Raw genomic sequence first — 20264 nt, 5'->3', positions numbered from 1 at the left:
AGGTGCGCAATTTGGGATAGCTGATTATTTGCATAAATATTCAGCTTTTTTAGTAAAAAAAATTGGATAAAGCATCATGAATTTGCATGAGTACCAGGCAAAACAACTGTTTGCCGAATATGGTTTACCAGTATCTGAGGGTTTTGCATGTGATACCCCTCAAGAAGCGGTAGAAGCTGCCGGAAAAATCGGTGGTGACAAGTGGGTTGTTAAGTGTCAAGTGCACGCAGGTGGCCGTGGTAAAGCGGGCGGTGTTAAACTTGCAGACAGCAAAGACGAAATCAGAGCATTTGCTGAAAAATGGCTTGGCAAAAACCTTGTTACTTATCAAACTGATGAGAAAGGTCAGCCAGTTGCAAAAATTCTAGTTGAAAGCTGCACTGACATTGCAAACGAATTATACCTAGGTGCTGTTGTTGACCGTACGACTCGTCGTATCGTGTTCATGGCGTCTACTGAAGGTGGTGTTGAGATCGAGAAAGTGGCAGAAGAAACGCCAGAACTCATCCACAAAGTAGCAATCGATCCATTAGTAGGTCCACAAGCTTACCAAGGTCGTGAATTAGCATTTAAACTTGGCTTAGATGCCGAGCAAGTTAAACAGTTCACTAAGATCTTCCTAGGTCTTGCGAACATGTTCATCGCTTACGATTTCGCTCTACTTGAAATCAACCCGTTAGTTATCACTGAGCAAGGCAACCTTCATTGTCTTGACGGTAAAATTAACGTTGACGGCAATGCTATGTTCCGTCAAAAGAAAATCCGTGAATTCCACGACCCATCACAAGAAGATGCGCGTGAAGCACACGCAGCAAGCTTTGAGCTTAACTATGTTGCACTAGATGGTAATGTAGGTTGTATGGTTAACGGTGCAGGCCTAGCAATGGGTACTATGGATATCGTAAACCTACACGGTGGCAAACCAGCTAACTTCCTTGACGTAGGTGGTGGCGCGACTAAAGCACGTGTTGCTGAAGCGTTCAAAATCATCCTTTCTGACACTAACGTAAAAGCGGTTCTTGTGAACATCTTCGGTGGTATCGTACGTTGTGACATGATCGCAGAAGGTATCATTGGCGCAGTTAAAGAAGTTGGTGTAAACGTGCCAGTAGTAGTGCGTTTAGAAGGTACAAACGCTGAACTAGGTCGTGAAGTACTTGCAAACTCAGGTCTTGACATCATCGCAGCAGAATCGTTGACAGATGCAGCTCTGAAAGTAGTTGCAGCAGCGGAGGGTAAATAATGTCGGTTTTAATTAACAAAGACACTAAGGTAATCTGTCAAGGTTTCACTGGTGGTCAAGGTACTTTCCACTCTGAGCAAGCGCTACAGTACGGTACGCAAATGGTTGGTGGTGTTTCTCCAGGTAAAGGCGGCACAACTCACCTAGGTCTACCAGTATTCAACACAGTGCGTGAAGCAGTAGAAGCAACTGGCGCAACTGCGTCTGTTATCTACGTACCAGCTGCGTTCTGTAAAGATGCTATCCTTGAAGCAATCGACGCTGGTATCCAGTTGATCGTTTGTATCACTGAAGGTATCCCAACGCTTGATATGGTTGACGTGAAAGTTAAGCTTGAGCAAACTGGCGTTCGTATGATTGGTCCAAACTGCCCAGGTGTTATCACTCCAGGTCAATGTAAAATTGGTATCATGCCAGGCCACATCCACTTACCAGGTAAAGTAGGTATCGTATCTCGTTCTGGTACTTTGACTTACGAAGCGGTTAAGCAAACAACAGACGCAGGCTTCGGTCAATCAACGTGTGTTGGTATCGGTGGCGACCCAATTCCTGGTACTAACTTCATTGACGTATTGAAGATGTTCCAAGAAGATCCGCAAACTGAAGCTATCGTGATGATCGGTGAGATCGGCGGTACTGCTGAAGAAGAAGCGGCTGAGTTCATCAAGCACAACGTGACTAAGCCAGTGGTTTCTTACATTGCTGGTGTAACTGCACCTGCAGGTAAGCGTATGGGTCACGCAGGCGCTATCATCGCTGGCGGTAAAGGTACAGCTGATGAGAAGTTTGCAGCTCTTGAAGCGGCAGGCGTGAAAACAGTACGTTCTCTAGCAGACATCGGTCTTGCACTTAAAGAGAAAGCGGGCTGGTAATCACCCCCTTCTGTAAAAAAGGCCCGTAAGGGCCTTTTTTATTTTCCCTGATTTCTTCTATACTTGGCTAAAATAGCCACAGTGGTGAAGATGTGAAGTCATTTGTCCAGATCCTGATCTGCGTTTTGCTCCTTGGTAGTGGTCAGAATGTTGTCGCACAATTCGATCAGAATTGGTCTAAAGCACGCCTTGATTTAGAACAACAGGTGTTGGTGTCACCAAGTGCAAGTCTTCAAGAAATTCAGCTTAAACTTAAAAACCAAACGTTAGACCCTGAGCAACAATTATTTCTACTCACTTTACAAGCGCGCATTGAGTTCTTTAAAGGTGAAATGAGTGCCGCTAAATCATCGTTCGCTAAGGCCGATGCGTTACAAAAATCCTTTGCTCTAAGCTGGAGTCATGGCTATTTCTTCATGTATCGCAGTTATTTTGCGATTGAAGAGGGCAGCTTAGATAGCGCGCGGCAGTTTATCAAGCAAGCGCGTAGCACTTTCGTGGCACTTAAAGACTCAGAGCAACTCATTCGTGTTGCAGCCCTTGAAGGGGTAGTTCTAATCTGGCGCGAGGAATATCCAGAGGCGTTAAAAGTGCTGCAAGATGCGCATGCTTTTATTATGCGTAATCAAGTCAGCGAGACCACTCAACTAACGCTTTATGATGCGCTCACCGCCTACTACGCAACCATGAAGTATTTCGACAAGGGGCTTGAGTTTGCGCTACTGGCGGCCAATTTCGCTAAGCAAAATAGTAATATTTTGGATGGTCTACCGGCAAAATATAATCTTTGCTTGGTTTACTTGCGCTCTGAGAAGTTGAATGAAACCGAACAGTGCTATTTGGAAATGGCCGAAGTCGCTCAGCAATTTAGTTTACCTCGTTACCAATTTTGGGCTCCATCGGGGCTTGGTAAAGTGGCTTTAGCGCGTGAGCAATGGCATGAGGCGCTTGACTATTTTGCACAAGCACAGGAAAACGAGTTTTCTGCAATCATCAATCCTGCCCACTTAATTGTATTACGTAATAATCAAGCGCGCGCGCTAATGGCAATCAACAATCAGGCTGCAGCACTTGGTAAAATTAAAGAGTCTCTGGCAATCATCAAGGATTACCATAGCCCTCTAAATAACCGTTATTTGCGCCAAACCCTAAAACTACAAGCGGAGATTTTGGTGGGGGGAAAAAATTACCAAAGTGCGGTTAAGGTGCTTAGTGATTATATCGCGTTGATTGAAGAGTCTGAGCGCGAAACTAAGGCGATTTTAGAACAGGAAGCGAAAAGTTTCTATGGCGCAGAGCAACATCGACTGCAGCTGGCTTTAGCGGACCAAAAATTGGAGGCACAGGCAGCTCATGTAAAAGAGCTACAGCAACAAAAGTCGTTGATGATAGCGTACGTTCTAGTGTTTCTAGCAACAGTATTCTGTGGTTTGTTGTTTTGGTATTTTCAAGGCCAGTTTAAGGCAAATAAGCTTAAGTATTATTCCAAAGATCCACTCACTGGTTTGTTTAACCGTTTGTATTTGCATGATCAGTTAGAAAAGCTGATATACAGTCATGCCCATTTCAGCATAGTGACATTAGATCTTACGCGGTTTAAAGCCATCAATGACAGATTTGGCTATCAAGTTGGGGACGAGATCATTCGCGAGTTTGCCAAGGCCTTAAAAGAGAGCTTTCGCGAGGACAGAGACATTATTGTGCGTAGCGGCGGCGAGGAGTTTGTAATTTTGTACTGTACTGAGTCACATAATAATTTACCCAGTCGTCTTGAAGCAGTTAAACAACGACTTAATGAGAGAATTACGCGTTTAGTCGATGTTGAAGTACAGTTCGATTCACAAGTGCTCGAGTATAACCAACAAGGACTTGCGACATTATTGGTGCAAATCGATAATGCGTTACGAGGCTAATGCGCTACGTCATTGGCGTAACGCATTAAGCAATTTTTGATTAGTAATCGTAACTGATGTGCTGGAAGAAACGCACATTTAAGTCTTGCTTTTCTGCACTAATTGGGAATACCGCAGCAAAGTCGCGGATCATAGCTTCCACTTGATTCATAAATTTGCCGTAGCCCATGTCATGTTTATCAGAGCGTTTAGCGACCACCACAAAATGCATCATTTCAACCAATTTTTGCTCGTTAAAAATAATATTGATTTGCGGCGTATCGCTATTTTGGTCAAAACTCAATTTTTGCAGTTCACGGTTCATATCTGAGTTATCAAATTTACTGCTGCGTACGATAGGTAAGCGGCCATCTGCCACCATGGCACAATGTGTTAGTTGACGCTGTGCACAAGCTGATTGGAATTTATCAGCAATTAAATTGTAAAAGCCGCTATAGTGCCCGTCCAAAGTAATGGTTTGATAGGCTGTCTTAATAGCGCGAGTTACTGGAATACTAAAGGTGGCATAAGTCATCTCAGAATGTTCCGCTGGTAACACGCAATTACGTGCTTGATACCTTGGATACAAGGCCCGCAACTTATAACCATAAGACTCTTTATTGCCTTTTTGTTTGGCGAACAAATCGTAGGTGAGATGCTGATGATCACGCACTCGGTATTGAAATTCAGGTTCAGGTAAGCGGGCTTTTAACTCGGCTAGCACTTTGCGTACGCGAGTGTGGAAGTTAGCGGCCTGAGCGCGCAATTCTTCACCTGTTGCCAAGAACAGAATGCGGATCTTACGAGCTTTCCAAGTGGCGTCAAAATAGGTCTTGTGTGCCTCGTGATATCTAGGGTTATAGAAAAACAACATTTGTTTTTCAGTTTGTAATGTGTACGCTTCTTCATGAAAACGGACCACAGGTAATTTGTCGTTAGCAATAAGATGAACGTTGTGTAATTCGTATTCATCACACAAGGCAAAGAGTTGGCGCGCAATACGCTCATAGCAGCTTTCGATATCATCAAAACAGTGATAGAAACTGTCTTCTGGTTTAAATTCTGCCAAAATATAGTGGTTGTTACGTGCGCTGGTTGGAATGTAGACGCGGTGTAAGTTCATTGAAGCCATGTTGAATCCCTCTTGATACTTCACAAATTGTCGCCACTATAGTCGTAAAGCATGACCGTTTTATTGCGCTAGAACAATTTTCGTCATACTTTTGCAACTTGGCTGACTTGTTGGGTTTTCGGCGGCAAAAAGGGCGAGTATTTCTGGTTAAATTGCGCAGTTAACTACTGTATGTTAGCGTCATATTTTGTAATAATGTCGACGTATTTATATTTGCATTGCATAGAGGATGCTATTTCTATGGCGGACATTGAACATCGCCCAACGAACTTTATTCGTAATATTATTGATGAAGATCTTAAAAGTGGTAAGCACAGCAGTACTCACACGCGCTTCCCACCAGAGCCAAACGGTTTCCTGCACATCGGACACGCAAAATCAATCTGCCTGAATTTTGGTATCGCGGTCGATTACCAAGGTAAATGTAACCTACGTTTTGATGATACAAACCCAGAAAAAGAAGACATCAACTACGTAAATTCTATCCAAGAAGACGTAAAATGGCTTGGCTTCCAGTGGGATGGTGAAGTTTGCTACTCATCTAACTACTTTGATCAATTACACGACTATGCGGTGGAATTGATCCAAAAAGGCTTGGCTTATGTGTGCTTCCTAAGCCCAGACGAAGCCCGTGAATATCGTGGCACTTTAACTGAGCCGGGTAAAAACAGCCCATATCGCGACACGCCAGTTGCAGAAAACTTAGCCTTGTTCGCAAAAATGCGCAATGGTGAGTTTAAAGAGGGCGAGTGTGTGCTGCGCGCAAAAATCGATATGGCCAGTTCATTTATCGTATTACGCGATCCTATCATCTATCGCATTCGGTTTGCTCATCACCACCAAACGGGTGACAAGTGGTGCATTTACCCAATGTACGATTTTACGCACTGTATTTCTGACGCATTGGAAGGCATTACCCATTCATTGTGTACATTGGAGTTCCAAGACAACCGTCGTTTATACGATTGGGTGTTGGATAACATTAGTATTGAGTGTCATCCACAGCAAATCGAATTTTCACGTTTGAATCTTGAATACACTGTGATGTCGAAGCGTAAATTAAACGACTTAGTGGTGAACGGCCATGTTGATGGTTGGGATGATCCGCGTATGCCAACCATTGCTGGTCTACGTCGTCGCGGTTACACACCTGCGTCAATTCGTGAGTTTTGTAAGCGTATTGGTATTACAAAACAAGACAACATGGTTGAAATGGGCATGCTTGAAGCTTGTATCCGTGAAGACTTAAACGATAACGCGCCGCGTGCTATGGCGGTAATGGAACCCATCAAAGTTGTAATTGAAAACTTTGCTGAAGGTACAGTGGAAGAATTAAGTGCTGCAAATCATCCAAATAACGAAGCGATGGGCACACGTATCCTGCCTTTCTCACGTGAACTTTACATTGAGCGTGAAGATTTCCGCGTTGAAGCAAACAAGCACTATAAGCGTTTGGTGTTAGGCAAAGAAGTACGTCTGCGTAATGCCTACGTTATTAAGGCTGAGCGCTATGATGCGGATGAAAATGGCAATATCACCACAGTGTATTGTAGCTACGACCCTGAAACTTTGGGTAAGAACCCAAGCGATGGTCGTAAGGTTAAAGGTGTTATTCACTGGGTAAGTGCATCACATGCGATTGATGCAGAAATTCGTCAATACGACAGACTTTGTACTGTGCCTAACCCAGCTGCGTCAGACGACTTTACCACCACATTAAACCCAGACTCATTGGTGATTATTCAAGGTGCGAAGCTTGAGCCTTCACTAGCCAACGCGGTGCCTGAAAAAGGTTACCAATTTGAACGTATGGGTTATTACTGTCGTGACAACAAAGCGGCTGGTTTAGTGTTTAACCAAACTGTTGGTTTACGTGACTCATTTGCAAAAGTAGACCAAGAATAATTTGGTTTGCCTTTGAAGATTAAAACGGTCCTCTTTGGGCCGTTTTTTGTTTGACTATAGTACTTGAATTTGTGACGTTCTCGCGCTAAAAACAAAAAACCGGCATCAGCCGGTTTTTAGCAAAGCGCAAAAGCTTAGTTGCCGTTTTCTGCAGCGTATTTCTTACACGCTTCAACGTCTGAGCACTCGCCATATAGATAAAGAGAATGGTTGGTCAAACGAATGCCGTTTTCTTGAGCGATTTGATCTTGACGTGATTCAATCATGTCATCTTCAAACTCGACAACACGGCCACATTTCAAACATACTAAGTGGTCATGGTGTGAAGCACCAGACAGCTCAAATACAGACTTTCCACCTTCAAAGTGGTGACGGGTTACAATGCCTGCGTCATCAAACTGGTTTAGAACTCGATAAACGGTGGCTAGACCGATTTCTTCGCCCTTGTCTAACAAGATTTTGTAAACATCTTCAGCACTGATATGTTGATTATCAGGAGACTGGAGAATTTCCAGAATCTTGATCCTAGGTAGCGTTACTTTCAATCCCGCTTTTTTAAGCTCTAAATTATGATCAGTCATTACATCTGTCTCAATTTGTATTTGTTATTGCTATTAGAAGTTAGTCAGCACGACTCGACTAACTTATAATAACGCGGCTCGGCTTGAAGTGCAAAAATTGCTTAGTCTTCAAGCTCGCTTAAACACATTTCTTCATAAACTTGCTTACACCAAGCTTTAACACGTTGTTCAGTCAATTCTGGCTGACGGTCTTCGTCAATGCCAAGGCCAACAAAGTGGCTTTCATCAGCCATGCCTTTTGATGCCTCGAAGTTATAACCTTCAGTTGGCCAGTGACCAACCACAATGGCACCGCGCTTGGTAACGATGTCATTGATCATACCCATAGCATCAAGGAAGTATTCGGCATAATCTTCTTGGTCGCCGCAACCAAAGATTGCAACCAGTTTGCCTTCGAAATCAACTTCCTCTAATTCCGGGAAAAAGTCATCCCAATCACATTGGGCTTCGCCGTAATACCATGTTGGAATACCAAACAGAAGCAGGTCGAACTCAGCAATTTCTTCCTTCGAGCTTTTGGCGATGTCTTTGACATCTACTAACTTTTTGCCAAGCTCTTTTTGGATCATCTTAGCAACGTGTTCTGTGTTGCCTGTGTCGCTGCCGAAAAAAATACCTACACTTGCCATTTACGTGCTTACCTTCTATCTATTAATCGCTAATTTTTCTTGCAATATGGTTTCAATCAAAACACTCCGACTGATGTTTTGTGCTTCTGCCATATCACTTAATGCCTGATATAACTCGGATGAAACTTTAAATTCGATCCGTTTTAATCCTCGCGCACGGTCACGCTTGATTTGATTGCGCTTGTTGACCTTAAGCTGAATATCCCGAGGAAGGGGATTGGTTTTTGGTCTACCAGGTCGCTTTTCGTTTTCAAATAAATCTATAGTTGTTCTATCTGCGTCTGACTTGGCCATGATCACCCAACACCTGCACCTTGCCAGAATACCTGGATCAATCCTTTAGCGATGAACCCAGCACAGCCTAAAAATAACACTAACCATACGACAAAACGACCCGATTTAGGAACATTACCTTTCTTTAAAACGTCTTGGATAGCCATTCCGATAAAGAAAAATATCCCAGCTAGGCCAAAGTATAGGCCAATGGTTTCGATTTCGTTGATAAATACATTAACCATGCTAGTAAAACTCATAACTAAAACGGGGCGTACTATAACACACTCATTTAGAGAAATTTAACTTTGGATGTGAAAATCCATGCAGTTATTGAAGAAAATCAACAATTGACTTGTTCACCGCAACCGGTTTTTCTGCGTGTAGCCAATGCCCCGCGCCGTGAATGATTTTTCCTTTAGAATTTGGAAACAATTTGGCGATGATTTCTCTGTGTTCGGCCAGAATATAGTCTGAGTTACTGCCTTTGATAAATAAAGTTTCGCACAAACAAGAATCATTTGCATCTATATTGCCGATAATTTTTCCATAATGTTGTTTTAACGCTGTGAGATTAAAACGCCAGGTCAAATTGCCCGAATCGTCTTTGGCTAAGCTTTTCAATAAAAACTGCCTAACGCCAGCTTCTGCAATATGCTTACTCATAAGTGCATCGGCGTCACTGCGGCTACTCACCTTGTTTAGTGAAACCTCACTAAGGGCCTCAATAATGCTATTATGACGGCTGTGATACGCAACAGGGGCGATATCTAGCACAACCAGTTTATTCACTAGAGTAGGGGCCTGCATCGCTACTTGCATGGCAACTTTGCCCCCCATGGAATGGCCAACAAAATGGGCATTACTCACGCCAATTGTGTGGAGCGTTTCAATCACATCGTTGGCCATCAGTGGATAGTCGTGCTCGCTGTGGTGCGGCGATTGGCCATGGTTACGTAAATCAAAATTGATGACTTGGAACTGCTCTGCCAACGCTTTAGCAATAATGTTGAGGTTTTCTAACGAGCCGAATAGGCCATGTAGTAACACAACGCAAGGCTTTTCAATGTTGAATGTCGCTTGGTCAGCAGTAACCGAAGGTAGTTCAGGGAATAGTTTGTAATTCAGTTGCATGGCGGCTGTCATTGATTTTGCAATAAGCCTATTTTGCCAGTGTTATGCGGTTTTTCAAAGCCGTAGAGTAAAGTTGTAAATCAGGATATAATCAGGCAAAACTGAGAACTAAGTCAGTATAGGAACGACATGAAAAACATAGAAATAGATGATGAGCTATATCAGTACATTGCCAGTAACACTCAAAGTATTGGTGAAAGCGCCTCTCAGATCCTGCGTCGTTTATTAAATCTCGCCGCGACTAACGCGAACACACCTGTTGCCAGCACACAGCCACAAGAACAGCCCGCTGTTGAAGTAGCTGCAAAACCTGCTGTGGTTGTCACACCGGTGTCAAAACCTGCTGCTAGCGTATTTAATATCTTAAATAAAGAAGAACTGGCTATGCAAAAAGGCGTGGTTGGCCGGTTCTTGTTTATTCTCTCGGCGTTATACCGGACTCATAAAAAAGAATTTAACTGCATCCTTGATATTAAAGGACGCGATCGTATCTATTTTGCGACGAGCAAAAAAGCGTTGCTTGAAAGTGGCAGCAGTATGAATCCAAAACAAATTGAAGGCAGTGAGTTTTGGGTCATGACCAATTCAAACACCACCAGAAAGAAAATGATGTTGCACGAAGTGGCTCGCGCGTTGGGCTATAGTGAAACTCAAGCCGAAAACATCCGAGACTATCTTTAAGGATCACTAAAGGAACGACTATGGCAATTCATCCTGGCGCAGGTAAACAGGCCCCTAAATCAGAATTGGTAAATATTCCCAAACTTGTCTCTGCTTATTATCTTAATGAGCCAGATTTGGAACAATTTCCTGAGCAAAGTGTTGAGTTTGGTACGTCAGGCCATCGCGGCTGTTCGTACTATGTAAAATTTAACGAATCACATATTTTGGCGATTACTCAGGCGATTTGCGACTACCGAAAGGCTAACAATATTTTTGGCCCTTTATTTTTAGGTAAAGACACCCACGCGCTATCAGAAGCCGCATTTAATTCTGCAATTGAAGTGCTGGTTGCCAATGAAGTTCAAGTGATAACGCAGGAAAACGACGATTTTACGCCGACGCCTGTTATTAGCCATGCCATAGTCACGCACAACCTTGCTTATCCACATGAATTGGCTGACGGCATTGTGGTTACTCCGTCGCATAATCCGCCTGAAGATGGTGGTTTTAAATATAACCCGCCAAATGGTGGACCTGCGGATACTGAAGTCACGAACTGGATCCAAGACCGTGCCAACCAATTGTTATTGGAAGATTTAGTCGAAGTTGAATTGTTTCCTTACGCTAAAGCCAAACGTTCTGGTTTTATCAAATATCAAGACTTAATCACGCCTTATGTTGCGGATTTAGCTAATATCATTGATTTACAAGCCATCGCAAAAGCTGGCGTACGTATTGGCGTTGACCCGCTAGGTGGCTCTGGAATTAATTTCTGGCCTGTGATTGCAGCGCATTATGGCTTAAATATTACTGTGGTAAACGATGATGTTGACCCGCGTTTTGCATTTATGCCATTGGATAAAGACGGCAAGATTCGCATGGATTGTTCGTCACCCTATGCCATGGCAAACCTGATTGCGTTAAAAGATGATTATGACATAGGTATTGGTAACGACCCAGATTACGATCGCCACGGTATTGTGACTCCAGATGGTTTGATGAATCCAAACCATTTCTTGGCGGTTGCCATTGATTATCTACTCACCCATCGCCCATTTTGGTCTAAAACATTGAAAATCGGTAAGACTTTAGTGTCGAGTGCAATGATAGACAAAGTCGTTGCCAGTCACGGTCGCCAAGTACATGAAGTACCAGTTGGCTTTAAATGGTTTGTCGATGGCTTAGCTGAAGGCACATTGGCTTTTGGTGGCGAAGAAAGTGCGGGGGCATCATTTTTACGCCGTAATGGTGCGGTATGGAATACCGACAAAGACGGTTTTATTCTTGGCTTACTCGCAGCGGAAATTCTTGCTGTAACAGGTAAAACACCTTCAGCGCGTTATAAAGAACTAGAGGCAGAATTTGGTTCACCTTGCTACAAACGCATTGATGCGCCAGCAAGCGGTGCACAAAAAGCCAAATTAAAAGCATTGAATGCCAGTGCCGTAACTGCCAATGAACTTGCTGGGGATAAAATCACCCAAATCTTAACCCATGCGCCGGGCAATGGTGCGGCGATTGGTGGCTTAAAAGTGGTCACTGAGTCAGGTTGGTTTGCGGCACGGCCCTCTGGCACTGAAGACATTTACAAAATTTACTTAGAGTCCTTCAAAGGTAAAGCGCACCTTGAAGAGTTGGAACAAGCAGCCAAACAATTGGTTGATAGCGTGATCCGCTAAGTTAATTTGAATCCCTAAGCCATACTCAGTATGGCTTTTTTTATATCTCTCACAAAGGTGACTGTATGTACCTAGAACGATTAAAAACCACAGGCGACTTTCTGAGCATTTCTCGCGAACATGAATGGTCTTTGCCTAGCGGTGAATTTACTTTAAATAATGGCACTCAGGTGCAGGTGCTCGACACCGGTGTAATTCAATTTACGCCTGCCCAATACGGCAACAAAGATATAGTGCTGTCGTCTGGTATTCACGGCAATGAAACCGCCCCAATCGAGATCTGCCATGAGTTAATTCAAGCCGTTATACTTGAAAAACTCAATTTAGCTCATCGCGTGTTGTTCATTTTTGGTAATCCGGCCTCAATGAACTTGGCAGAGCGCTTCGTTGAAGAAAACCTCAATCGCTTGTTTAGTGGCGCCCATAGTAAAGGCGAGGGTCTATGTAATAAAGAGCGGGTTCGCGCTAAGCAACTTGAAAGCTATGTCAGTGACTTTTTTAATCAAGTAGAAGCGGGACGTTATCGCTGCCACTATGATTTACATACCGCTATTCGCGGCTCGAAAAATGAAAAATTTGCCGTTTATCCGTTCTTGCATGGCAAGCCTTGGAAAAAGTCTCAATTGCAATTTTTACTCGCATGCGGCGTTAACACTGTGTTGATGATGCAAAGCCCCGCAACCACATTCAGTTATTTTTCGTCATCGCAATTTGCGGCGGATGCTTTTACGGTTGAGCTAGGTCAGGTAAAAGCATTTGGTTGTAACGATATGTCGCGTTTTGCAGAAGCAAAACAAACATTATCTGCATTAATTAGCCAAGGTGAGTTGGTTTATGGGGATTTTAATGCGGTTGATTATGAGTTGTTTAATGTTCATCGCACCATCAATCGTACCCAGCAGCAGTTTACGTTAGCGTTCGCTGATGATGTCGAAAACTTCACTGCCTTTAAACAAGGTGAGCTGCTTGCCATTGACGGTGAGCAGCAAATCGTTGCAGAAGTCGACGGTGAAGCCGTGATCTTCCCAAATGCGAAAGTTGCAATTGGTCAACGGGCGATTCTAACAGTACTGCCAATGCAGGTTGATGAGCGTTTTCAATAACTGGTCTAACCACGTGAAAGTCATTTAAAAACAACGCTGTATTAAAATCTTTCCATGCCTGTAAGGCAATTTAAGGGTTATTCGACTAGGATTAGTTGAATAACCCTTTACGTTAACGTAAAGTGGCGAAAGCTTTAATTTAATAAATTTGCATTTGCCGCACAGATTATCCATAACAGAAACCTCGGATGCTGTCGTGCTGTAACAACGTTCAATTTGCGGTGCTCGAGTAGCCACAATGTGATGCTCAGAGACAATAAAGCACAAGAACGTATCGGCATGGTGCATTTCGTGGCGTAAAAGCGGATGAAGGCGTAACACAGCCCTCAGTTGTAAATTATCATGACAACAAAAGAAGGTAGGTTATGACTAACCCCAATAACGTTTCGTTAAATCTAAGTCATGCGCTTGAATTTATCGATGGTCATGCGCTGAACATCCCCACAATTACCTTACTAGGCGAGAATGGCGAGTTACACGCGGGCGTTCAAGCGCCTGACATTGACCAAACCACAGCGCTACGTATTTATGACACCATGCGTTTTATCCGTTTGTTGGACGAGCGTATGCAAGCGGCTCAGCGTCAAGGTCGGATCAGCTTCTACATGCAATGCCTAGGTGAAGAAGCGGCTGTGACAGCCAGCGCCGCGGCACTGAGTGATCAAGACATGATCATGGCGCAATACCGTGAACAAGCGGCGCTGCGTTACCGTGGTTTTACGCTTGAGCAGTTTATGAACCAAATGTTCTCAAACGAGAAAGACTTAGGCAAAGGTCGCCAAATGCCTATCCATTATGGTTCGAACGCGCTTAATTACTTGACCATTTCATCGCCTCTTGGTACACAAATTCCGCAAGCCACTGGCTATGCCTATGGCCAAAAGCTCAAGCATATTGATGCTAAAACAGGCGAGCTTAGCTCGCAAATTGAAGCCGTGACCATTTGTTATTTCGGTGAAGGTGCAGCCTCTGAAGGTGACTTCCACGCTGGTTTAAACATGGCGGCAGTGCATGGTGCGCCGGTGATTTTCTTTGCGCGTAACAATGGCTATGCGATTTCAACCCCTGCGGATGAGCAGTTCAAAGGCGACGGTATCGCTGCGCGCGGTGTTGGCTATGGCATTAAAACCATCCGCGTTGATGGCGGTGATGCGTTGGCTGTGTATGCGGCCACTAAATTGGCCCGTGATATCGCCAGTAAGCAAGGTGAGCCGGTACTGATTGAATCAATCGCTTATCGTTTAGGCGCACATTCAACGTCTGATGATCCGTCTGGCTATCGCAGCAAAGAAGAAGAAGCACAGTTTCGTGCTAATTGCCCAATTGAACGGTTTAAAAAGTGGTTAGTGAAGCAAGGTTGGCTTGACTTACAACAAGACGAAGCGGAAAAAGAACAGATCCGTGAAGAGATCTTAGCGGCGCTAAAAGTGGCTGAAAAGGTCGCTAAACCACCACTAGAAGATTTGATCACCGATGTTTACGACACGCCAATCCCGTCACTACAAAAACAATATGACGAATTGAAAGCACATATTCTGGCTAATCCAGAGGCGTATCCAACTACCGCAGGGAGAATCAAATAATGGCTAAAATGAATATGCTCCACGCCATTAACTCGGCGTTGGATATCACTATGGCTGAACATCCGCAGGCTTGTATTTTCGGTGAAGATGTTGGCTATTTTGGTGGGGTTTTCCGCGCAACTTCAGGCCTACAAGAAAAATACGGTAAGCATAGGGTGTTTAACACGCCACTGACAGAGCAAGGTATTTTGGGTTTTGCCAATGGTTTAGCAGCGTTTGGTGCTCCAGCATTAGCGGAAATTCAGTTCGCGGATTATATTTTCCCTGCGTTTGACCAAATTGTGAACGAATCGGCGAAATTCCGTTATCGTAGTGGTAATGAGTTTAACGTCGGTAACCTGACCATTCGTACGCCCTACGGTGGTGGTATTGCCGGTGGTTTGTACCACTCACAATCACCAGAAGCTTACTTTGCGCATACGCCAGGTTTAAAATTGGTTGTTCCGCGTAACCCATATCAAGCTAAAGGTTTGCTGCGCTCAGCAATTAAAGACGATAACCCAGTGATCTTCTTTGAACCAAAACGCCTATATCGTGCTTCAGTAGGTGAAGTGCCAGAAGAAGATTACAGCATTCCGCTAGGTCAAGCGGAGATTGTACGTGAAGGCAAAGACGTTACGCTCCTTGCCTGGGGCGCACAAATGGAAATCGTCGAGCAAGCAGCCAATTTGGCAAGCGAAGCGGGTATTTCTTGCGAAGTAATTGACCTACGGACCATTTTACCTTGGGATGTAGAGACAGTAGCAAAATCTGTATTGAAAACTGGGCGATTAGTGGTGAGCCATGAAGCACCCATTACCAACGGTTTTGGTGCCGAGATAGCAGCCACTATTCAACAAGAATGCTTCTTACATTTAGAGTCGCCAATTCTTCGCGTATGTGGTTTAGATACGCCGTATCCACTGGCGCTTGAAAAAGAATACGTTCCAGATGCGCTGAAGATTTTAGCCGCAGTGAAAAAATCGGTAGAGTTTTAAGGAGTTCCCATGGCACAAGATTTTATTCTACCTGATATTGGCGAAGGCATTGTTGAGTGCGAAATCGTCGAATGGCTAGTTGCAGTAGGTGATGAGGTTAAAGAAGATCAGCCAATTTGTGATGTCATGACGGACAAAGCGCTGGTGCAGATCCCCGCAGTGCATGATGGTGTGATCACTAAGCTGTATTACGAAAAAGGCGCGATCGCCAAAGTGCATGCACCGCTATTTGAAATGACAGTGGCAGGTGCACCAGCAACGCCGACGAACAATGCAGTCGCTGCACCGGTTGCGGATGCCGCGATTGAAGACTTTATTTTGCCAGACATAGGTGAAGGCATTGTTGAGTGTGAGATCGTTGAATGGTTAGTTGCCGTTGGTGATGAAATCAAAGAAGACCAAGCGGTTTGTGATGTAATGACAGACAAAGCCTTGGTTCAGATCCCCGCGAAATACGATGGCGTGGTTGAAAAGCTTTACTATCAAAAAGGCGATATTGCTAAAGTCCACAGTCCACTATTCCAAATGCGTGTAACGCAAGCGGGGCATGTGGGTAACAGTACTGTCAGCGCTGCACCAGTAAGTAGTACAGCTGTAGCAGCGACTAGTAGCGAAAAGTCAGCCGTGCCTGTAGATGCGCCTATTGTTAACGAAAAAGCGGTGGCTTCGCCTGCGGTACGCCGTAAAGCACGTGAATTAGGTATTGATATTCGTGCCGTTGCAGGCAGTGGCAAAAATGGTCGAGTGTATAAAGAAGACATCGAGCGTTTTGTCAAAGGTGGCAACACTTGCGCCGCTTCTGCTAAATCACAAGCTACTGCGGCTTGCAGTACCGCGCAATCAAGCGCTACTGCGAATACTGCAACAGGTGGCAAACGTGTTGAGCCAATTAAAGGCATTAAAGCCGCAATGGCGAAGCAAATGGTGGCCTCGGTTAGCACCATCCCACACTTCACTTATAGCGATGAAATCGACTTAACCAATTTAATTGCGTTGCGTACAAGTTTAAAAGATGAGTACGCCAAGCAAGGTGTTAAGCTCACTATGATGCCGTTTTTTATCAAAGCATTATCGTTAGCCATTAAAGCCTACCCAGTGCTTAATTCACAAGTAAACAGCGATTGTACTGAGCTGACTTATTTTGATGATCATAATATTGGTATGGCGGTAGATTCTAAAATTGGTCTATTAGTGCCAAATATTAAAGCTTGCCAAACTAAGTCGATTGTAGAAGTTGCCAATGAAGTATCGCGTTTAACTGACGCAGCGCGCGATGGGCGTGTTGCACCAGACGACCTTAAAGGTGGCACGATTTCCATCTCTAATATCGGTGCGATTGGTGGTACTACTGCCACGCCAATCATCAACAAACCAGAAGTTGCCATTGTTGCACTCGGTAAATTACAACATTTACCACGCTTTAATGACAAAGGCGAAGTTGAAGCCCGCGCCATTATGCAAGTCAGTTGGTCTGGCGACCACCGCGTGATTGATGGCGGTACTATTGCACGCTTTAATAATCTCTGGAAAGCTTACTTAGAAGAGCCAGCTAAGATGATGATGGCAATGAGCTAAGTCGAACGTTAGACTGGGTTTAATTACATAAATAAAACCGCATGAGGGCAGCCGAATGCGGTTTTTTATTGCTGACAGTTTAGTGCGTGTTTGTCGGGGATGTTCAGCATGAGGCGATACAGATTGGGGATGGTATTTGTAATGTGATGTGTCGTAAGCCTTTAGCGCTTTAGCCGCAAAATGCTTGACTTATGTGCCTTCATAATTGATTTTAGGTACTATTTTCCTGAAGAGGGAACTAAATAACCTCAATCAATATGCAAGGAGCGCAAAATCTAATTAGGTCCTTAAACGAGCTAACAGAACATCTTGTACCGTTAAGGGCAGCAGATTTCGCTGATATCAGTTGATGTAATCATGGGGCTGCAAACCCGCTCTCTAGCATTGGTGCTATGCGCATAAATTAAAAAGGTTTATTTCCGCATGTTAGATACAAAAATTGAAACAGAACGCTTAATACTAAAAACTTTGGTTGAAGAAGATGCAAAAGAGCTGTTTGCGATATTTTCAGACCATGAAGTCATGAAATATTGGAATACCAAACCTTGGACAGCTATTGATGAGGCAAAATCATTTATTGCCAAAAGCTTAGAAGCAACACATAGCAATACTGAAGTGATTTTAGGTATTTACCTAAAAAATACCGGGCAACTTCTAGGTAAAATAATGCTATTTAACTACGAAAAAGAGTCAAGGCGCGCGGAAATTGGTTTTGGCGTCGGCCGTAACTTCTGGGGACAAGGTATTGTATTTGAAGCTGGAAATGCGCTAATTGAATACGCATTTAATACCCTGAAGTTACGTCGAATCGAAGCTGAGATAGACCCAGACAATATTTCTTCAGGTAAAGCGTTAGAACGACTCGGTTTTGAAAAAGAGGGACATCTAAGGCAACGCTGGGAAGTTAATGGGGTGGTATCAGATTCCGCGCTCTATGGCTTACTTGCTGAGCCGTTGCAAAGTGTATAACTTGTGGGAAATGAGCGAGTCTATGAGCTAGTCATATCTCTGCTATTGTACTGGTTGCCTTCACTAAGGTGGGGTAATAAGGTTGACGCATGCCACACGACCCAGAGTATAGGTTGTTCGCTCTGTGGATAATTACATTGTTTAATGGAATAAAAAATGATGGGAATAGTAAAATCTGTTTTAGTCACTGGAGGTACTGGCAATATCGGTAGCCTATCAATGAATTAGGCTGGGTGCCCAAGCGCTTTATTACGCCAGATTAAGCCAAAAATAGGCCTAAATTGGCACTTTGTTACTGCCTGTTTTTAGGACAAAAACACTGCCCAGTTTGGTTGATCCTTACCATTCTATCTGGCTGATGAAGTCAATTCGTATTTATAAGAGAAGTGGCGCAAAGCATTGCTCGTCGCCACTATTTTCGATGTTCGCGAAAGTTAGCTTACTTAACGTCTTTTATTAAGAGTTGTGCCAAGATCAATACTCTAACTTACCACCTGACTTAATAAAGTTTTCATACTCAGTCCAGACTTCGTCTACACCTCGGCCAATGGTTTGGCGAAATGCGGCATCAAATGACCAAGTGTAATTGCCTAAATCACGTGCGGCTTTATTAAATTTAAACACAAATTGGTTGTCGATGCGTGATTGTACATAGTGGAGGAAAAACCCAGTGGTGGTGTAGCCAGAAAGCCATTTTTTGGGGTTGTTGACATCAGGACTGCGGGTTTTATGGTAGCCAGCTAAAATCCGTACTGCATCGGCAAGACCCTCGGTGTATGCCCAATTGGCTTGACCATCGCCGTATTTATCATGAGTGAGCGGCGTGTTGTTATAGCCATGAGTCACTTCATGAAACAAAATACCGTCGATTTCATTACTAATCGTGCTATCAGAATTGCCGCCTTGACGGTAAATGTTTTCTAGATGCGTGGTACTTACCACTATGGTCATTTCACCCGAGCCATCAGCACCCATTTTGTATGCAACGAACTCATTACCCCAATGATCTTTGGCACGTAGTTCAAAACGCAGTTTTTGAAAGCGATTGGACTCAGTCGCGTCACGATAAAGGATTTGCGCCACATCGACGCAGCGATTTGCCATATGCGATGCTGGATCGCCTAGTATACGGCGCACCAGTTGTGAACCTTGGGTTTCTGGATTTACGTCGATAAATTCGACCACAGGTTTTTTCCAATCACCATCCCCAGAACCTATGCTGTCTTTAATATTGATGTTGTAGTTTGTAGCGCTATAACCATATACAGATACATAGAGGTCTTGACCATTGGCTTGGCAAGTTTCGGTCGCGCTTGGTGAGGTGCTAGCACAAATATGGTTACTGGTGGTTGCAGCACTGCCTCTGTTTAGGTAGAGATCAGCATCGCCGGTGCCGCTGGTGGTGGCAATCAGGTCGCCATTGACGTTAAATGGTCCGTAGTGTTTCCATTGTCCTTGACCAAGTGAGACTGAGTCAGACACTGGGAGTTTACTCGAACTACTGCCATCATTGCCAAACAGTTCAAGTTCGGCAATTTGCAGCAAGCTCGCACCGTGGTTGGCCAAAATGTTTAAACGCAGGTATTGATACGACTGGGTATTACTAAATTGATAAGTTTTCTTTTGTTTTCGTGCGCTAAATTGTTGATTGGTCTGCCTGTCTAGCTCGAACCACAGTTGTCCGTTATGGCTGCCTTGCAATACCCAATCTTGTGGGTCACGGTTAGGTTCATCATTGGCAGAGGTTAGGCTGTAGCCTTTAGCTAACACCGGCACATTGAATTGATAGTTTACCCAAGCGGAAGGGGAAAAGGTTAGCCATTTACTGTGCTCACTGTTATCAATGAGCTTTGCAATAGACTCGTGCGAGGCATTTTCGCCGGAGGCACTGATCTTGCCATTGGGTTGGGTTAAATCAATCGCGGCAAACGCTGGGCTGGTTGCCAAAGTAAGCAAAGCGGGCAGTAATAATTTACGCCGCCAAGCAGCAGGGTTAAGGTGTGTTTTATACATGTTGTGCTCCAGTTTTTGTAAGTAACGTTCCAATTTTTTGG

Annotated in this window: 18 protein-coding genes; 11 read left to right on the top strand and 7 right to left on the bottom strand. The window is 44.0% G+C overall.

Translation table 11 applies throughout. From position 1 onward, the window contains the following. Positions 1-76: 76 nt before the first annotated feature. From sucC to ACFOEE_RS06030, 3 genes are all read left to right on the top strand, one after another. Positions 77-1243 carry an ADP-forming succinate--CoA ligase subunit beta gene (gene sucC / locus ACFOEE_RS06040; RefSeq protein ID WP_377121969.1) on the top strand — a complete coding sequence of 389 codons (1167 nt, stop codon included), beginning with the start codon at positions 77-79 and terminating at the stop codon, positions 1241-1243. Then, positions 1243-2115, top strand: a complete 873-nt coding sequence (gene sucD, locus ACFOEE_RS06035) for a succinate--CoA ligase subunit alpha (RefSeq protein ID WP_377121966.1) — start codon at positions 1243-1245, stop codon at positions 2113-2115. The genes sucC and sucD overlap by 1 nt, the downstream gene beginning before the upstream one ends. 92 nt (positions 2116-2207) lie before the next feature. Then, a complete protein-coding gene (locus ACFOEE_RS06030) occupies positions 2208-4028 on the top strand; it encodes a GGDEF domain-containing protein (protein ID WP_377121963.1) in 1821 nt (606 codons plus the stop codon). 40 nt (positions 4029-4068) lie between these two features. Here ACFOEE_RS06030 and ACFOEE_RS06025 read toward each other — a convergent pair whose 3' ends face one another. Then, positions 4069-5139, bottom strand: coding sequence for a DUF3083 family protein (locus ACFOEE_RS06025; protein WP_377121960.1), 1071 nt, complete (start codon positions 5137-5139; stop codon positions 4069-4071). A 240-nt stretch (positions 5140-5379) separates the two neighbouring features. Between ACFOEE_RS06025 and glnS the strand changes: the two genes are divergently transcribed. Beyond that, positions 5380-7044, top strand: a complete 1665-nt coding sequence (gene glnS, locus ACFOEE_RS06020; protein ID WP_377121957.1) for a glutamine--tRNA ligase — start codon at positions 5380-5382, stop codon at positions 7042-7044. A gap of 134 nt (positions 7045-7178) precedes the next feature. Here glnS and fur read toward each other — a convergent pair whose 3' ends face one another. The 5 genes from fur to ACFOEE_RS05995 form a co-directional block, all read right to left on the bottom strand. After that, positions 7179-7625 carry a ferric iron uptake transcriptional regulator gene (gene fur, locus ACFOEE_RS06015; protein ID WP_377121954.1) on the bottom strand — a complete coding sequence of 149 codons (447 nt, stop codon included), beginning with the start codon at positions 7623-7625 and terminating at the stop codon, positions 7179-7181. Positions 7626-7726: 101 nt separating this feature from the next. After that, positions 7727-8254, bottom strand: coding sequence for a flavodoxin FldA (gene fldA / locus ACFOEE_RS06010; protein ID WP_377121951.1), 528 nt, complete (start codon positions 8252-8254; stop codon positions 7727-7729). Between the two features lie 15 nt (positions 8255-8269). Next, positions 8270-8548, bottom strand: a complete 279-nt coding sequence (gene ybfE / locus ACFOEE_RS06005; RefSeq protein ID WP_377121948.1) for a LexA regulated protein — start codon at positions 8546-8548, stop codon at positions 8270-8272. A gap of 2 nt (positions 8549-8550) precedes the next feature. After that, a complete protein-coding gene (locus tag ACFOEE_RS06000) occupies positions 8551-8772 on the bottom strand; it encodes a DUF2788 domain-containing protein (protein ID WP_377121945.1) in 222 nt (73 codons plus the stop codon). 85 nt (positions 8773-8857) lie between these two features. After that, the gene (locus ACFOEE_RS05995) at positions 8858-9661 is read right to left on the bottom strand and encodes an alpha/beta fold hydrolase (RefSeq protein ID WP_377122921.1); all 804 of its coding nucleotides are present in this window, start codon (positions 9659-9661) and stop codon (positions 8858-8860) included. A 129-nt stretch (positions 9662-9790) separates the two neighbouring features. Here ACFOEE_RS05995 and seqA point away from each other — a divergent pair, with 129 nt between their 5' ends. From seqA to ACFOEE_RS05960, 7 genes are all read left to right on the top strand, one after another. Next, entirely contained in the window at positions 9791-10342 is a 552-nt protein-coding gene (seqA, locus tag ACFOEE_RS05990; RefSeq protein ID WP_377121942.1) for a replication initiation negative regulator SeqA, read from the top strand. Between the two features lie 20 nt (positions 10343-10362). Next, positions 10363-12003, top strand: a complete 1641-nt coding sequence (gene pgm / locus ACFOEE_RS05985; RefSeq protein WP_377121939.1) for a phosphoglucomutase (alpha-D-glucose-1,6-bisphosphate-dependent) — start codon at positions 10363-10365, stop codon at positions 12001-12003. A 65-nt stretch (positions 12004-12068) separates the two neighbouring features. After that, the gene (astE, locus tag ACFOEE_RS05980) at positions 12069-13106 is read left to right on the top strand and encodes a succinylglutamate desuccinylase (RefSeq protein WP_377121936.1); all 1038 of its coding nucleotides are present in this window, start codon (positions 12069-12071) and stop codon (positions 13104-13106) included. Between the two features lie 365 nt (positions 13107-13471). Beyond that, on the top strand, positions 13472-14689 hold the full coding sequence (locus ACFOEE_RS05975; RefSeq protein ID WP_377121933.1) for a thiamine pyrophosphate-dependent dehydrogenase E1 component subunit alpha: 1218 nt from the start codon (positions 13472-13474) through the stop codon (positions 14687-14689). Next, a complete protein-coding gene (locus tag ACFOEE_RS05970; protein WP_377121930.1) occupies positions 14689-15666 on the top strand; it encodes an alpha-ketoacid dehydrogenase subunit beta in 978 nt (325 codons plus the stop codon). Before ACFOEE_RS05975 ends, ACFOEE_RS05970 begins: the two co-directional genes overlap by 1 nt. 9 nt (positions 15667-15675) lie before the next feature. Beyond that, positions 15676-17241, top strand: a complete 1566-nt coding sequence (locus ACFOEE_RS05965; protein ID WP_377121927.1) for a dihydrolipoyllysine-residue acetyltransferase — start codon at positions 15676-15678, stop codon at positions 17239-17241. A 423-nt stretch (positions 17242-17664) separates the two neighbouring features. Continuing rightward, a complete protein-coding gene (locus tag ACFOEE_RS05960) occupies positions 17665-18210 on the top strand; it encodes a GNAT family N-acetyltransferase (RefSeq protein WP_377121924.1) in 546 nt (181 codons plus the stop codon). Positions 18211-18684: 474 nt separating this feature from the next. Here ACFOEE_RS05960 and ACFOEE_RS05955 read toward each other — a convergent pair whose 3' ends face one another. Beyond that, on the bottom strand, positions 18685-20223 hold the full coding sequence (locus tag ACFOEE_RS05955) for a basic secretory protein-like protein (RefSeq protein WP_377121921.1): 1539 nt from the start codon (positions 20221-20223) through the stop codon (positions 18685-18687). Positions 20224-20264 lie beyond the last annotated feature (41 nt).

The sequence above is a fragment of the Pseudoalteromonas fenneropenaei genome (genome assembly GCF_042643375.1).
Lineage (GTDB): Bacteria > Pseudomonadota > Gammaproteobacteria > Enterobacterales > Alteromonadaceae > Pseudoalteromonas > Pseudoalteromonas fenneropenaei.
This window is presented reverse-complemented; position numbering and strand designations above follow the sequence as displayed.

What these genes read in the sequence shown, in the direction of transcription:
- sucD (WP_377121966.1), top strand. Translation starts at nt 1,243, where the DNA reads ATGTCGGTTTTAATTAACAAAGACACTAAGGTAATCTGTCAAGGTTTC.
- seqA (WP_377121942.1), top strand. Translation starts at nt 9,791, where the DNA reads ATGAAAAACATAGAAATAGATGATGAGCTATATCAGTACATTGCCAGT.
- ACFOEE_RS05995 (WP_377122921.1), bottom strand. Translation starts at nt 9,661, where the DNA reads ATGCAACTGAATTACAAACTATTCCCTGAACTACCTTCGGTTACTGCT.
- fldA (WP_377121951.1), bottom strand. Translation starts at nt 8,254, where the DNA reads ATGGCAAGTGTAGGTATTTTTTTCGGCAGCGACACAGGCAACACAGAA.
- glnS (WP_377121957.1), top strand. Translation starts at nt 5,380, where the DNA reads ATGGCGGACATTGAACATCGCCCAACGAACTTTATTCGTAATATTATT.
- ACFOEE_RS05965 (WP_377121927.1), top strand. Translation starts at nt 15,676, where the DNA reads ATGGCACAAGATTTTATTCTACCTGATATTGGCGAAGGCATTGTTGAG.
- ACFOEE_RS06025 (WP_377121960.1), bottom strand. Translation starts at nt 5,139, where the DNA reads ATGGCTTCAATGAACTTACACCGCGTCTACATTCCAACCAGCGCACGT.
- pgm (WP_377121939.1), top strand. Translation starts at nt 10,363, where the DNA reads ATGGCAATTCATCCTGGCGCAGGTAAACAGGCCCCTAAATCAGAATTG.
- ACFOEE_RS06000 (WP_377121945.1), bottom strand. Translation starts at nt 8,772, where the DNA reads ATGGTTAATGTATTTATCAACGAAATCGAAACCATTGGCCTATACTTT.
- ybfE (WP_377121948.1), bottom strand. Translation starts at nt 8,548, where the DNA reads ATGGCCAAGTCAGACGCAGATAGAACAACTATAGATTTATTTGAAAAC.
- fur (WP_377121954.1), bottom strand. Translation starts at nt 7,625, where the DNA reads ATGACTGATCATAATTTAGAGCTTAAAAAAGCGGGATTGAAAGTAACG.
- ACFOEE_RS05960 (WP_377121924.1), top strand. Translation starts at nt 17,665, where the DNA reads ATGTTAGATACAAAAATTGAAACAGAACGCTTAATACTAAAAACTTTG.
- ACFOEE_RS05970 (WP_377121930.1), top strand. Translation starts at nt 14,689, where the DNA reads ATGGCTAAAATGAATATGCTCCACGCCATTAACTCGGCGTTGGATATC.
- ACFOEE_RS05955 (WP_377121921.1), bottom strand. Translation starts at nt 20,223, where the DNA reads ATGTATAAAACACACCTTAACCCTGCTGCTTGGCGGCGTAAATTATTA.
- sucC (WP_377121969.1), top strand. Translation starts at nt 77, where the DNA reads ATGAATTTGCATGAGTACCAGGCAAAACAACTGTTTGCCGAATATGGT.
- ACFOEE_RS05975 (WP_377121933.1), top strand. Translation starts at nt 13,472, where the DNA reads ATGACTAACCCCAATAACGTTTCGTTAAATCTAAGTCATGCGCTTGAA.
- astE (WP_377121936.1), top strand. Translation starts at nt 12,069, where the DNA reads ATGTACCTAGAACGATTAAAAACCACAGGCGACTTTCTGAGCATTTCT.